Annotated in this window: 20 protein-coding genes; 14 read left to right on the top strand and 6 right to left on the bottom strand. The window is 47.9% G+C overall.

The window, feature by feature from the left end; all coding sequences use genetic code 11:
• The 5 genes from LH51_RS16890 to LH51_RS16910 all read left to right on the top strand — a co-directional run.
• On the top strand, positions 1-1,641 hold a 1,641-nt coding region (locus tag LH51_RS16890; protein WP_081960882.1), incomplete at its 5' end, for a PglL family O-oligosaccharyltransferase.
• Positions 1,642-1,803: 162 nt separating this feature from the next.
• A complete protein-coding gene (locus tag LH51_RS16895) occupies positions 1,804-2,055 on the top strand; it encodes a hypothetical protein (protein ID WP_036524477.1) in 252 nt (83 codons plus the stop codon).
• 167 nt (positions 2,056-2,222) lie between these two features.
• Positions 2,223-2,600 carry a ribonuclease domain-containing protein gene (locus LH51_RS16900; RefSeq protein ID WP_200882053.1) on the top strand — a complete coding sequence of 126 codons (378 nt, stop codon included), beginning with the start codon at positions 2,223-2,225 and terminating at the stop codon, positions 2,598-2,600.
• Between the two features lie 133 nt (positions 2,601-2,733).
• Positions 2,734-2,982: a barstar family protein gene (locus LH51_RS16905; protein WP_036524488.1), complete on the top strand. Its 249-nt coding sequence runs from the start codon at positions 2,734-2,736 to the stop codon at positions 2,980-2,982.
• Between the two features lie 58 nt (positions 2,983-3,040).
• Positions 3,041-4,339: a nucleoside recognition domain-containing protein gene (locus tag LH51_RS16910; protein ID WP_036524489.1), complete on the top strand. Its 1,299-nt coding sequence runs from the start codon at positions 3,041-3,043 to the stop codon at positions 4,337-4,339.
• 6 nt (positions 4,340-4,345) lie between these two features.
• Here the strand turns inward: LH51_RS16910 and LH51_RS16915 are convergent, their stop codons facing one another.
• Together LH51_RS16915 and LH51_RS16920 are read right to left on the bottom strand one after the other, a co-directional pair.
• Positions 4,346-4,660: an addiction module antidote protein gene (locus tag LH51_RS16915; RefSeq protein WP_036524492.1), complete on the bottom strand. Its 315-nt coding sequence runs from the start codon at positions 4,658-4,660 to the stop codon at positions 4,346-4,348.
• 4 nt (positions 4,661-4,664) lie between these two features.
• Entirely contained in the window at positions 4,665-4,958 is a 294-nt protein-coding gene (locus LH51_RS16920) for a type II toxin-antitoxin system RelE/ParE family toxin (RefSeq protein WP_036524494.1), read from the bottom strand.
• A gap of 176 nt (positions 4,959-5,134) precedes the next feature.
• On the opposite strand from LH51_RS16920, the gene LH51_RS24945 reads away from it, so the two are divergent.
• Entirely contained in the window at positions 5,135-5,293 is a 159-nt protein-coding gene (locus tag LH51_RS24945) for a nucleotidyltransferase substrate binding protein (protein WP_442934857.1), read from the top strand.
• 152 nt (positions 5,294-5,445) lie between these two features.
• Positions 5,446-5,811, top strand: a complete 366-nt coding sequence (locus LH51_RS16925) for a hypothetical protein (RefSeq protein WP_160173751.1) — start codon at positions 5,446-5,448, stop codon at positions 5,809-5,811.
• A 101-nt stretch (positions 5,812-5,912) separates the two neighbouring features.
• Here LH51_RS16925 and LH51_RS16930 read toward each other — a convergent pair whose 3' ends face one another.
• From LH51_RS16930 to LH51_RS16945, 4 genes are all read right to left on the bottom strand, one after another.
• Positions 5,913-6,353, bottom strand: coding sequence for a GNAT family N-acetyltransferase (locus tag LH51_RS16930; protein WP_200882055.1), 441 nt, complete (start codon positions 6,351-6,353; stop codon positions 5,913-5,915).
• On the bottom strand, positions 6,350-6,640 hold the full coding sequence (locus LH51_RS16935) for a type II toxin-antitoxin system TacA family antitoxin (protein ID WP_036524499.1): 291 nt from the start codon (positions 6,638-6,640) through the stop codon (positions 6,350-6,352). The genes LH51_RS16930 and LH51_RS16935 overlap by 4 nt, the downstream gene beginning before the upstream one ends.
• Before the next feature lie 464 nt (positions 6,641-7,104).
• Positions 7,105-7,350: a helix-turn-helix domain-containing protein gene (locus tag LH51_RS16940; protein ID WP_036524502.1), complete on the bottom strand. Its 246-nt coding sequence runs from the start codon at positions 7,348-7,350 to the stop codon at positions 7,105-7,107.
• A 252-nt stretch (positions 7,351-7,602) separates the two neighbouring features.
• Entirely contained in the window at positions 7,603-8,163 is a 561-nt protein-coding gene (locus LH51_RS16945) for a TetR/AcrR family transcriptional regulator (RefSeq protein ID WP_036524505.1), read from the bottom strand.
• Between the two features lie 122 nt (positions 8,164-8,285).
• Between LH51_RS16945 and LH51_RS16950 the strand changes: the two genes are divergently transcribed.
• The 7 genes from LH51_RS16950 to LH51_RS16975 all read left to right on the top strand — a co-directional run bounded on the left by LH51_RS16950 (position 8,286) and on the right by LH51_RS16975 (position 11,919).
• Positions 8,286-8,480, top strand: coding sequence for a hypothetical protein (locus tag LH51_RS16950; RefSeq protein ID WP_036524508.1), 195 nt, complete (start codon positions 8,286-8,288; stop codon positions 8,478-8,480).
• 116 nt (positions 8,481-8,596) lie between these two features.
• A complete protein-coding gene (locus LH51_RS24500; RefSeq protein WP_327125465.1) occupies positions 8,597-8,878 on the top strand; it encodes a hypothetical protein in 282 nt (93 codons plus the stop codon).
• Positions 8,875-9,906, top strand: coding sequence for an NAD(P)/FAD-dependent oxidoreductase (locus tag LH51_RS16955; protein ID WP_327125467.1), 1,032 nt, complete (start codon positions 8,875-8,877; stop codon positions 9,904-9,906). Before LH51_RS24500 ends, LH51_RS16955 begins: the two co-directional genes overlap by 4 nt.
• A gap of 54 nt (positions 9,907-9,960) precedes the next feature.
• Complete coding sequence (locus LH51_RS16960; RefSeq protein WP_036524512.1) at positions 9,961-11,052, top strand: pyridoxal phosphate-dependent aminotransferase; 1,092 nt, start codon at positions 9,961-9,963, stop codon at positions 11,050-11,052.
• Positions 11,053-11,137: 85 nt separating this feature from the next.
• The gene (locus tag LH51_RS16965; RefSeq protein WP_144244311.1) at positions 11,138-11,380 is read left to right on the top strand and encodes a helix-turn-helix domain-containing protein; all 243 of its coding nucleotides are present in this window, start codon (positions 11,138-11,140) and stop codon (positions 11,378-11,380) included.
• A gap of 39 nt (positions 11,381-11,419) precedes the next feature.
• A complete protein-coding gene (locus LH51_RS16970; protein ID WP_036524516.1) occupies positions 11,420-11,611 on the top strand; it encodes a hypothetical protein in 192 nt (63 codons plus the stop codon).
• 32 nt (positions 11,612-11,643) lie between these two features.
• Positions 11,644-11,919, top strand: coding sequence for a hypothetical protein (locus LH51_RS16975; protein ID WP_144244312.1), 276 nt, complete (start codon positions 11,644-11,646; stop codon positions 11,917-11,919).
• Positions 11,920-11,923 lie beyond the last annotated feature (4 nt).

An 11,923-nucleotide genomic window follows, 5' to 3' on the forward strand; every position in this document is an offset into this window, starting at 1 on the left:
CCATTTAATTCACTGGTGTGGATTTTTGTAATGGCTATATGTTGTTGCTCTATAATTATAGTGAGTTTGAGAAAGTATATAATATTACCTAAGTTGTCTTTGTATATATTAGCATCCCCTTTTCTTTTGATCGCTTCTGGATTTTTTTCTGGTGTGGAACAGCCATTGTTATGGTTTTTTAGATTGTCTGTAGTTATTGGTGGGTATTTGTTCTTTTACTCAATTTTTCAATATCAGTTGAGTGTGAGAATGGTTAGTAATTCCCTTTATGTGCTGGTTATTTTTTTTATTATCCATTCCTTGGTTTCTATTGTGCAAATACTGCCTGGAATGCACATGGCAGCCATTATACCGAATGTAGGTAATATGGTACCAATGGGTATTTTTCAGCAGCCAAATATGCAAGCTAGCCTTATGGCTACAGCAGTAACTCTGGCATTTTTTATGGTAAGTCTGCCTGACTTCCAGTTTAGGCCAGTATTGCTTAAGATTGCTTTGGTTGCTTTGGTTTTTTTATCATCTTTTGCACTCTTTAGTTCTGGGTCCCGTATTGGTTTGATTGGTGGTGCTATTTCACTTTTTTTTATGATTCTTGTAAGAATTTCATTTCTTAAAAGGAAACCTAAATGGTTATTCATGATGGCACTATCATTAAGTATTGGGGTGTTTTCAGGGATGCAAATTAATGACGGTTTTCTTAATGCGTACTCAAAATTTGAGCGTTTGTCTGAGAGTGGAAAAGATGTTCGTGTGCATGTATATAGAATAGGGTTTGAGTCTATTATTGAAAAGCCATTTTTTGGTCATGGAATTGGCACCTTCCAGAAAGTTTTTCATGAAAATGCTGCTAAATATCAAGCTCAACTAGGTGGTGTCAACCTTATTGGTGATGGTAGATATACGCATCCTCATAATGAAATATTATTATGGGGTATGGAGGGAGGGGGAGTTGCTATTTTGGCATTATTAATAGCACTTATTGTTTTTTTAATTCAGCTATATAAGGTTGGATGGAAAAAAGGTGGGGCCTATTTTGCTTTAGTTTTTCCAATTTTAATTCACACTCAGGTTGAACACCCTTTTTATGTTTCTTTTTATCATTGGTTTTTATTTTTATTTTTTTCATATATTTTGTTTCGTAAAAATTCTTATTTTAAATCAGTGGATTTTAGTGTTTTTGGAATATTTTTCATAAGGGTTTTTGCTGTTATTTTGTTTTCAGTTTCTTTGGTATTTTTTGGGAAGTCTTATTTATATAGTTATAAAATTGGTGGCTTGATATTTTCTGGTTCAGGGACCATTGAAGAACTTGAAAAAATGGGGCGTCATCCATTCTTCACTGACATCGCGAGCAGGCATATGCTTGCTTCACTAGTAGCACATACAGAAAGTCCAGAAAGTATTAACTATTATATTGACTGGATGGAAAATTATGTTGAGCGAGTTCCTGATGTAGGTGTGTATATTGATTTAGCTCGTATGTATATAAAAATTAGTTCTGAAGAAAAAGCCCTTAGTACCATCGACTATGCTCTTTATCTTTATCCAGAGCATTCAAGGCTTTTACATCTTAAACATACGATAGATAACAATAAAATAGATAGTGATCTTAATCATAATCCAATCATAAATTCCCAATAATTCACCTGCACTTACCCACAAAACGCTTTAGCATAGGTGAGTTTCTAATCGTCAAACAGGCTGCTCTACCATGAATCTAATCTTCCTCGGCATCATCCTTCTCTCTGTTGTTGTCTCCGGATGGCGTGAGGTACTCTGCACCAGCCTGTTGAGGGTGTGTCTATGCCTATGGAAGTTCTGTCTTCCAGAATGATCAGTTCAGCGCAGGGAACGGTTGAGTTGGCGTTGGGCAGGTTGTTCCCCGATATGCCTCCGGATGATCCGGCCATGGGTGCGATGATTCTGAATATGTGTGCGAATGCACTGGGGCTGGGTAATGCAGCGATACCTTTTAGTATTCGTGCCATGCAGGAGCTGGTTAAACTGAATACCATGCCGGGAATGGCTAGGAATAAAGGTGTCAGTACCCTTTAAACCCAAGATGTCATCCTACGTGTTGGCCTCTCTACTATCTAGTCCATTACTTAAGTATTGCTGTTACTATCTCAGCTCAGGCTTTGGATTGGTTGGTTGGTAGTGAGGATATCCTCAATAGAGTGCGATACCTAATTTCTCATTAACTCAGAAAAAACATGCCGACAATGAAAAAAATCCTTTTCGCGCTTGTGTTGGTATTCGGCTTCTACCAATATCAAGGCGGATCGTTTGATACTCTGCTAGGCCAGTCATCGGTTTCGCAGTCTTCACCTGTATCATCACAACAACAGGCACTGCAAAACACCCTCAAGTTGATAAAGCAGGGTGGTCCGTTTCCCTATGACCGTGATGGCATAACATTTGAAAACCGTGAGCGGCGTTTGCCTAACCAGCCGCGTGGCTACTACCGTGAATATACGGTTGATACGCCCGGTTTATCGCATCGTGGGCCCAGGCGCGTGGTGACCGGTGGCAACCCACCTGTGGTGTATTACTATACTGAAGATCATTACCACTCATTTGTTCGCATTGATGGGCGCTGATAGTGCTTAGTGGAGTAGATGAAATGCCAGTATCCGGTGTGTTTCACATAGCAGACAGTCAGTTATCTAATCGGTCGCAGGTTATCCCTTTAGATATGAATGGCGTGCTAGACAAAGCATCAATTTTACACGCTTGGCAAGTAACTTAAATTTTCCTGATTATTTTGGCTATAACTGGGATGCGGCTTACGATTGTTTGTTAGATTGGGCCGCATCTTGTGATGATGCTACTGATGTTTATTTTTCTATCAGTGAGGGTGTGCAGGTAGTTGAAGAAGACTTGCTGATTTTCACGCAATTATTGCAAGATGTGTGTGAATTCCAATCAGAGCATCAAAAAACAGTTCGTTTCTTTATCGTTTCAGTAACTACAGCCCCTTAATGTGCAACCAGGCAGTCAGGTAAACTTAAAGGTAGATTTACTCTATGAGCCATAACCCATGAACCTAATCTTTCTCGGCATCGTCCTTATCTCTGTTGTAGTCGCCGGGTGGCGTGAAGTTGTGCACCAGCCTGTAGAAGGCATGTCTACGCCTATGGAAGTTCTGTCTTCCGGAATGATCAGTTCAGCGCAGGGCGCAGTAGAGTTGGCGTTGGGTCTGGTTGGGGTGATGACGCTGTTTCTGGGGCTTATGAAGGTAGCCGAAGCGGGTGGGTTGCTGACGATTATCGCCAAGCTGATTCGCCCGTTGATGGTCAAGTTGTTTCCTGATGTGCCTCCGGATCATCCGGCGATGGGTGCGATGATTCTGAATATGTCGGCGAATGCACTGGGCCTGGGTAATGCGGCGACGCCTTTTGGTATTCGTGCCATGCAGGAGCTGGATAAGCTGAATACCACGCCAGGAACGGCGACTAATTCCATGGCGCTGTTTCTGGCGATTAATACCTCCAGTGTTACGCTGTTGCCGACCGGGGTGATTGCGATTCGAGCGGCGGCGGGTTCGGCTGATCCGGCGGGTATTTTGCCGACTACGCTGTTTGCGACCATCTGTGCCACTATCGCGGCGATCAGTGCGGCGATGCTGCTACGCCGTTTTTTCCCGGTGGTGCCTGACCCTCAGTCGGCCCAGATGGAGCGCCCCTGGGTGACTGACAGTGACGATTCCGATAAGTCCGACAAATCCTATGATACGGGTGCTTACCCGCTGTGGGTGTCAGTGACGGCACTGCTGTCAATTGTGGCGATGATTCCATTGATGGTGCTTTATGGCCAGGCGGTATCGCCCTGGATTATGCCGGGGCTGATGGTGGGGTTTCTGCTATTCGGTGCGCTGCGCGGTGTGCGTATCTATGAGTCGTTTGTTGAAGGCGCCAAAGATGGCTTTCAGGTAGCGTTGCGCATTATTCCCTATCTGGTAGCGATTCTGGTGGCGGTGGGGATGTTCCGTGCCAGTGGTGCGATGGAGATGATGGTGTCAGCCATTGGTGGCTTTACCTCACGCTTCGGCCTGCCTCCTGAAGCCTTGCCTATGGCCTTGTTACGCCCCTTATCCGGCTCGGGTGCTTATGGTGTAATGGCGTCGGTGATTAATGACCCGGCGATAGGTCCGGACAGTTATATCGGTTATCTGGTGACTACCCTGCAGGGCTCTACAGAAACTACCTTTTATGTGCTGGCGGTGTATTTTGGTGCCGTACAGATCCGGCGTATACGCCATACACTGGCCGCCGCATTAACGGCGGATGTTGTGGCGGTAATTGCGGCGGTGGCGGTGTGTAGTTATTTGTTTTTGTAGTAGTGGTTAGTTGTGAGCATTTTTATGTGCGATCGGTTCAAGGGTTAGGCGCATCCCAAGAGCATTTGCAACTTTGCTCATGGTAGCAAATGCCGGATTACCTTTACCTGATAGCGCTTTGTAAAGTCCTTCTCTACTCATGCCAACCTGCTTGGCTAGTTGGCTCATATTCCGGGCACGCGCAATATCACCTAATGCAGCAGCCAACAGTGAAGGGTCGTTTTCTTCAATAACTGCCTCAAGATAAGCAGCAATATCTTCATCAGTCTGAAGATATTCAGCGGTATCGTAGTGGCTGAAGGTGGCTTTGTGTGTAGTCATTAAATTATTCCTTCCATTGTGCAGCAATGGCTTTTGCTAGTTCAATATCACGTGACTGGGTGCTTTTATCACCACCACAAAGAAGCAGCAGGATGATGGGACCTTTGGCAATGTAGTAAATACGATAGCCAGGACCATAAGGAATGCGCATTTCAGAAACACCTTCCCCTACTGGCTTAACATCCCCAGGGTTTCCAAGGCTTAGGCGCTTTATACGTGTTGCTATTTTAGCTCGGCCCCGCGTATCCCGCAGATTTTTTAGCCATTGATCAAAAACATCCGTTTTTATTATCTCCATAGTATGTTAACTGTAGTTATCATTTTGTATAAGGTCAAGCCCGTCGTCTGTCACCGGGTGGGTGGTTGAGGTGAAATCAAGGAAATCAAGGGGTCAGGTACCTTGAGTTTAGGTTTCTTGAGTTTTCAAACCCAGTTTTCCAGTTTGAGTGCGGCGATGCGTGGATCAAGTGGTTTCTGCGTGATTATTTGATGTGGCAAGGTAATACTAACGTGGCAGGATCGAGGGATACCTTTCGTGAAGCTTTTAAGCGTGAGCTTATCCAGGACGGGCATGCGTGGATAGCCATGTTACAGGATAGAAACCGAACGCTGTTTTCTATGTGGTACCTATAATCTATTTCCCACATTGATGTGATGCGGTTTTCCTCTCTTGCCAGTTGTGATGATATCGTTAATCACTGCATCGATAACCATAATGGCCCACATGTTGACGCTTGATTTGGTTAATAAATGTTAACATAATTTTTTTGCCTGGACACTTATCGATGTCAGGTATCAAGAGGTTTAGTCTGACTATGTCATCTACCTATGCACACAACTACCGCTTGATACGCACGGTAGTTCCCTTGTTGATTCTGGTGATTGCTGCACTGCTGTTTTGGTCACCCTCACCAGACCCTGAAACCCTGCAAACCCGGTCTGTCACCGGGCAGGTGGTAGAGGTGAATACGGGGGAAGGAGAAGTGTTACGCAGCGGTCAGACAGTGAGGATGACCACCGCACGAGTTCGCTTACCCAATGGTGATGAAACCCGCGTGTTGGTGCAACGCCAGCCGTTGGCGGTTGGCGATACCGTTGAGTTGATTGAAGCGCGTGATGCAGAGGGGCGGGTGAGGTATCGTTTGCCGTAGATGTCCGGTCTGTGGGAGCTCGGTCTCCGAGCGAAGAAAAAATATCTACCCTACCAAACTGGCTTGAAGGTCATCCAGCGTGACCATGAGTAGCATTGGATCTAGGGGGATGAATCAAAGCCTAGTTCCAGGTAGAAATCTTTAGCTGATTGCGAAAGCGCATGAACAACCATGCCTCTGATGCCAAGCGTATCGGCGGCTTGGATAACGCGTAAACCTGCATCCCGAACGAGTAGCCGGCCTAGTCCTTTTCTTTGGTAAGACTGATCAATTGCCAGTCGTCCAAGAATGACCACAGGTATTGGGTCAGGCATATTGCGTTTGAAGCGCCCGGTAGCTTCTGTTACCAAAACCGCGCCGGATGCCAGAGTATAATAAGCTTTGATACGGTTTTCTTCGCAGACCACAAAGGTTCTGGATGCTCCGCTTATCTGGTTACGCAGGGCTCGTTGCTTGAGCCAGGTATCCAAACTTGATACACCTGAGCAAAAGCCTTCAGCTTCGTGTGTCGGCAATATTGGCGTAGGTGCCGATAACGTCATTCCAAGTCCCAGGGTGCTGGAGTATTCATGGTTTTTCGCAAGCGTTCATTTGGTTTTGGTGGTTCATCAAGGCGCGCAATAAATGCATCATAGGCTTCCGGCGTTGCAGATAGGATTGCCTGATCGAAAAGCGCTGTTTCTGCAGCATTCCGAGCCGCTTCGAGCACGAATTCAGAACGATTTTTACCGCGAACCTTAGCCGCCCGGTCGATCAAATTCCGCTCTTCTGGTTTGATTCGTATATTTAACGTATCACGCTTGGCTTTTTCGGTATGGGTAGAGATCATGTAATTTTCTCCTGTTTATCTACTGAATTTTAGCACTTGTGTACTGTCAATGTCATTACTTGAATCAAGGATCAAGGGATCAAGGGGTCAGGGGATCAAGGGGTCAGGTACCTTGAACCCTGGTTCGCCTGCCCAATGGTGATGGAACCCGCGTGGTGGTGCAACGCCAGCAGTTGGTGGGTGAAGTATCGTGTGCAGTGTGGTTGCGTGAGTTGTGTTATATTTTCAAAAGAGTGATGCTTCTAACCCATAATCGTTCAATTTCAGTTTGGTTCAGTTGAGTAATGGCAGATAACTACCGTTTGACCGCTAATGAAGAAATGCGCATTCGATCAGAGCTGATGGAGGCTGATCCTGAGGGTGATATTTATTTATTCGGCTCAAGAGCTGACGTAGTTAAGAAATTAGGAAACTCGTTCTGCAGTTGCCCAACCGGCTGTTGCTCAATGCACACTTGAAGGGGGTTAGCGTTGCGCATCGCGAAGTTCCTCCAGTGTCGGGAAAGGGGACTTTTCCCGCAAACGTAACTCATAGCCTAGTATGTCCAGAATTTTGATCAGCTTACGTGTGCCGACGTCGCCTGGTCGCCCATTTTCCAACGCATTCAGCGTGGCACGCGACAGGCCGCAATAATCTGCCAGCTGTTGCTGGGTGAGTTTCTGCTGTTTACGCAACAACGCTACCTGCTGCCCAAGTTCCTGATAGTCCATAGTGACCTAGATTGGTTTAAATACTTTACAATATTTGCTATTTCTATTGTTTTGTCAAAAATATTATACAAATAAAAGCATCGCTCACAGAGTGAGCTCCTACACGGAATATATCTCCCTTTTTGTAGGAGCCCGCTCCGCGGGCGAATAGGTGTTCGCTCACAGAGTGAGCTCCTACAGGCTATACTTCCGGTCTGTAAGAGCCCGGTCTCCGGGCGAAAAAACGAACAGCCTCGCTCACGGAGTGAGCTCCTATAGAAGGGGGGTCGCAGAGCTTCGGTTTGACGTTAAGCTTGCCAGCTTTTGTGTCAGTAGGTCTTGCATCCTCAGGGCACTGACCTGTTTAGATCCAAGTCCTTCCAATAGCGTCATGAAATAACAATCCATTAATACTTGGCCGTAAACTTGATTCTCGGCAGACACGGGAGCGTCAAAAAGCTTGTAGATGAAGGCTTGTATCTGTGGGCTTAATTCATCTTGGTGCCATAGGATTTCCTTGAATAGCTCACGACTGAATTCAGCCTGCTCCGCATAAAAGGGGTATAGGTGTTCGGCGTAGTGTAGCAGGCGTTCTTCCGGAGTATTGCCCTTGAGACTTACATTTGCCTCTTCAATCACCAGTTGAATCTGTGCCAGGATACCTGCTTTCAGTATATCCAGCTTGGTGCTGAAGTGACTAAATACCGTACCGTCAGCCACTTCTGCAGTGCGCGCGATCTGGCGTGTACTGGTGGGCTGATAACCGTTTTCCCGGAACAGCTCCCAAGCTGCCTGTAAAATTCGGGCCCGTGTTCGTTCTCGCTTTGACTGCATACTGTTCTTCCCTCCAAAGGCTGATCTTAGCAGGTGGTATTCCGCTTGTAACCTGAAAGGTGTTGAAAAATGAGCGTGATCATTATAGATTATGAGCGCGCTCATTTTTTCAAGAGGTGATAATGAAAATGTTTATTCAACAGGTCGGGGTGTATGTGATCCTGGGGCCTACGCTGATTATATTCTGTTATGTACTGCGCCCCCTGTTGGCCCTGATACTTATACCCGGCGGATTGTTGTTATTATTGGTGATTACGCGTGGCGAGGCCTGGTTAGCTATTGTGGAGGGACTGGCGGATCGGACCCGTCTAGACTAACAACCAAGCCACGATAGAAAAGAGACTGCGAATTCTGGTAAGAAATATGCTAAATAAGCGTAATATTAGTAACCTGTTAACGGCTGATAAAAAACTGATCCGAGGGTAAAACTGTTATGGAAAACCTGCATCACATAGTTGTAGTGGGCGGCGGTGCCGGTGGACTGGAGTTGGTTACCAGTCTGGGCAACAAGCTCGGCAAGAAGCACAAGGCCAGAGTTTCACTGGTGGACGCCGGGCTGACGCATATCTGGAAACCCTTGCTGCATGAAGTTGCCGCTGGTTCTCTGGATGCCAGTTCTAACGAAATTAACTATCGAGCCCATGCTCGCAAGCACCATTTCGAATTTCAGTTGGGCCGCTTGAGTGGCTTGATCGCCGTAATAAAGCCATTGTGATTGCGCCTTTTCTGGATGAAGAAGGGCGGGAAGTGGTACCCGAACGCCACCTTCAATACGATACCCTGGTGATCGCCATTGGTAGTACGGCCAATGATTTTGGCACGCCTGGGGCTCAGGAGCACTGTTTGTTTTTGGACAGTCTGAAGCAGGCCCGGCGTTTTCATAATTTGATGTTAAATGCTTTTTTGAGGACTAATCACGAAGCCCATCAGGGCCATTCGCATCAGTTGAATATCAGTATTATCGGCGCCGGTGCCACGGGTGTGGAACTGGCAGCTGAGTTACGACTGGCTTCGCGCGAACTCCCCGTTTATGGCATGAACCACCTGCAAGCATCGGATGTTTCCATCACGGTGATTGAAGCCGCTGAGCGCATTTTGCCCGCCTTGCCGGAGCGCCTGTCTGTTGCGGCGACCCGGGAACTGGAGCGGCAAAATGTGCTGGTACTCACGGGGCAGCCAGTCAGTGAGATACGCAAAAACAGCCTGTTGATGAAGGATGGCACAGAGCTGCCTTCAGAAATGACCATTTGGGCTGCTGGCATCAAAGCCCCCCCGTTCCTTGCACAGCTGGATGGGTTGGAAGCTAATCGTACCAATCAACTTGTGGTGCAGCAGACCCTGCAAACCACTTTGGATGCCAATATTTTTGCCTTTGGTGATTGTGCATCTTGTCCACAACCGAATTCCGACCATCCGGTGCCCCCACGTGCCCAGGCGGCACATCAGCAGGCGGATGCTTTGTTCAAAACCCTGCGCAACCGTTTGCAGGGTAAAGAGCCGGTTGCGTTTGTATACAACGACCACGGTTCACTGATCAATTTCAGTCGCTACACCACGGTTGGTAATCTGATGGGCAACTTGTCGGGGCGCAGCATGTACATAGAAGGGAAGGTGGCGCGCCTGTTCTACGCTTCTTTATACCGCATGCACCAGGTCGCTCTACATGGTTTTCTGCGCACCGGAGTCATCTGGCTGATGGATAAAATCAGTCGTGCTATGCATCCGCGCCTGAAGATGCATTAAGCTGTTGTGTGCTAGCCTTTACAATACCTGTTAGCTGAAGGAAGACCAGACGTTATGCCCCGCTTTCCCAAACACCTGACCGGCACTGGACCGGTGAACCCCTTTCCAGGCCTGAGTGCGCTACAGCGACGCCTTGGCCAGGATATTCCACACCGTCTTGGTTCGAATGAAGGCCTGGATATGCCGCACACTGTGCTGCGTGCGCATTTTGGTGAGGCGATGGTTGCGCATGTGCGTGCCTATGGTGATGCCGAGGCGTTTGCACTGCGCCAGGCGCTGAGCGCTGAGTTGTCTGTACCCATAGAGGCGTTGCTGGTTGATGCCGGTGCGGATAGTCTGATTGCACTGGCGTTGCGTGGTCTGGTCGAACCGGGTGATGTGGTGGTGTGTGCGGGCGGTACCTATCCCACCTTTGCTTATTTTGTCCAGGGGCAGGGCTGTCACCTGGTTGAAACCGCCTATCAGGATCAGCCAGATAAGTTGGCACCGGATCTGGAGGCTTTGCTGACCGCGGCACATAAGGACGGCGCGCGACTGGTGTATCTGGCCAATCCGGATAATCCCAGTGGCCATCTGCATAGCGATACCGCTATTGCTGAACTCCGGGCGCAGCTCCCCGAGGATTGCTGGCTGTTGCTGGATGAGGCCTATTATGATTTTCGTGATGATGCCGGTCAGCCCGGTGGCTCGGAGCCCTTGGCGGGCGTGATTCGTTTGCGCACCTTCTCTAAAGCACATGGCCTGGCAGGATTGCGTGTAGGTTATGCGATAGCTGAACCAGAGGTGCTGGAAGTATTACAGAAAGTGCGTATTCACTATGCGGTATCATCACTCAGCCTGGCGGCTGCCGAGCTGCTGATGGCCCATCCTGAAGAGGTTCATGCACATATTGCCGCCGTTAAACAGCGCCGCGAACAGCTCACCGACTATCTACGTCAGATGGGCGGTGATGTGTTGCCCAGTCATACCAATTTCGTTGCCCTGCGTTTACCCAGTGCCGATATCGCTCTGCAACGCAGTCAGTCGCTATTGCAAGCCGGTATTCTGGTCGCCCGACCCGCCCATCCAGCCTTGGGACACCTGCTGCGCATTACCGCCGTGGAAGATGCGCTGGTCGAAGGGCGTTTGGCGTTACTGGAAAGTTGATGTCAAAATTTTTGGACTATTATTTTGGGCTATTATTTTAGACTTTTATGTTGAAAATAGCGTGAAAGTCTAGAATACTAGTCTAATGAATCAGCGTCTTTCTGTGTTGGGTGAGCATCTGGCGAGCGCCCGCAAGTATTACTACCCCCAGGACACCCAGAAAATATTTGCGGTGCGAATCGGCGTATCTAAAGCCACCTATTCCAAGATGGAAAAGGGCGACCTCAGCGTGGGATTGGATAAGTATTATGCCGCCGCCCAATTACTAGGGTTGGAAGCAGGCTTCGAACAGCTCTTTACCATGCAAAGGAGTCTGCTGGATGACTGAATCAGTCGCACGCTTTGATCTTTACCTGAATACACCGAGATGGGATTAATTAAAGCGGCGCGTGTGGGCCTTCAAGAAGATCACGGGGTTTTAAGTCGCTTTCAGTTACGTTACGACGCTGCTTATCTGGATCATCCTCAGGCGTTTGCACTGGACCCTGCACTGTTAGCTTTGACACCCCAGGACATAGATCTTCCTGCCGGGCGGGGGGATGCCCGCTATTCTGGATGATTATCTACCGGATGCCTGGGGAAAGCGGGTGCTTGCAAGGTTGGCTTTTTATAAAAGCAGCAACGCCTGCGCGAGCAAAGCCCTTGGGGCAATACCATATTGCAGGCTACAACTATTCCCCCTATCCATTAATGCCCAACCAGGCCTCAGGTCGAGTTTTTGGCTTGCCAGCTACTCTGGTTAAGCAGGTGGCAGAACGGGTACTGGCATCACTGGGTAATTGGCCAGTGTTTGCCGAGTCGGCAGGAGTTAATGAGCATGACAGCCGTAAAATTAACGCTATAATCTCCCCGGCTTTATCCAGCTAATCAA

This window comes from Nitrincola sp. A-D6 (assembly GCF_000764495.1).
Taxonomy (GTDB): domain Bacteria; phylum Pseudomonadota; class Gammaproteobacteria; order Pseudomonadales; family Balneatricaceae; genus Nitrincola.

Excerpts from the sequence above, each read along its gene's own strand:
- LH51_RS16895 (WP_036524477.1), top strand. The coding sequence starts at position 1,804 with ATGCCTATGGAAGTTCTGTCTTCCAGAATGATCAGTTCAGCGCAGGGA.
- LH51_RS16900 (WP_200882053.1), top strand. The coding sequence starts at position 2,223 with ATGAAAAAAATCCTTTTCGCGCTTGTGTTGGTATTCGGCTTCTACCAA.
- LH51_RS16910 (WP_036524489.1), top strand. The coding sequence starts at position 3,041 with ATGAACCTAATCTTTCTCGGCATCGTCCTTATCTCTGTTGTAGTCGCC.
- LH51_RS16915 (WP_036524492.1), bottom strand. The coding sequence starts at position 4,660 with ATGACTACACACAAAGCCACCTTCAGCCACTACGATACCGCTGAATAT.
- LH51_RS16920 (WP_036524494.1), bottom strand. The coding sequence starts at position 4,958 with ATGGAGATAATAAAAACGGATGTTTTTGATCAATGGCTAAAAAATCTG.
- LH51_RS16925 (WP_160173751.1), top strand. The coding sequence starts at position 5,446 with ATGTCAGGTATCAAGAGGTTTAGTCTGACTATGTCATCTACCTATGCA.
- LH51_RS16930 (WP_200882055.1), bottom strand. The coding sequence starts at position 6,353 with ATGACGTTATCGGCACCTACGCCAATATTGCCGACACACGAAGCTGAA.
- LH51_RS16935 (WP_036524499.1), bottom strand. The coding sequence starts at position 6,640 with ATGATCTCTACCCATACCGAAAAAGCCAAGCGTGATACGTTAAATATA.
- LH51_RS16940 (WP_036524502.1), bottom strand. The coding sequence starts at position 7,350 with ATGGACTATCAGGAACTTGGGCAGCAGGTAGCGTTGTTGCGTAAACAG.
- LH51_RS16945 (WP_036524505.1), bottom strand. The coding sequence starts at position 8,163 with ATGCAGTCAAAGCGAGAACGAACACGGGCCCGAATTTTACAGGCAGCT.
- LH51_RS16950 (WP_036524508.1), top strand. The coding sequence starts at position 8,286 with ATGAAAATGTTTATTCAACAGGTCGGGGTGTATGTGATCCTGGGGCCT.
- LH51_RS24500 (WP_327125465.1), top strand. The coding sequence starts at position 8,597 with ATGGAAAACCTGCATCACATAGTTGTAGTGGGCGGCGGTGCCGGTGGA.
- LH51_RS16960 (WP_036524512.1), top strand. The coding sequence starts at position 9,961 with ATGCCCCGCTTTCCCAAACACCTGACCGGCACTGGACCGGTGAACCCC.
- LH51_RS16965 (WP_144244311.1), top strand. The coding sequence starts at position 11,138 with ATGAATCAGCGTCTTTCTGTGTTGGGTGAGCATCTGGCGAGCGCCCGC.
- LH51_RS16970 (WP_036524516.1), top strand. The coding sequence starts at position 11,420 with ATGGGATTAATTAAAGCGGCGCGTGTGGGCCTTCAAGAAGATCACGGG.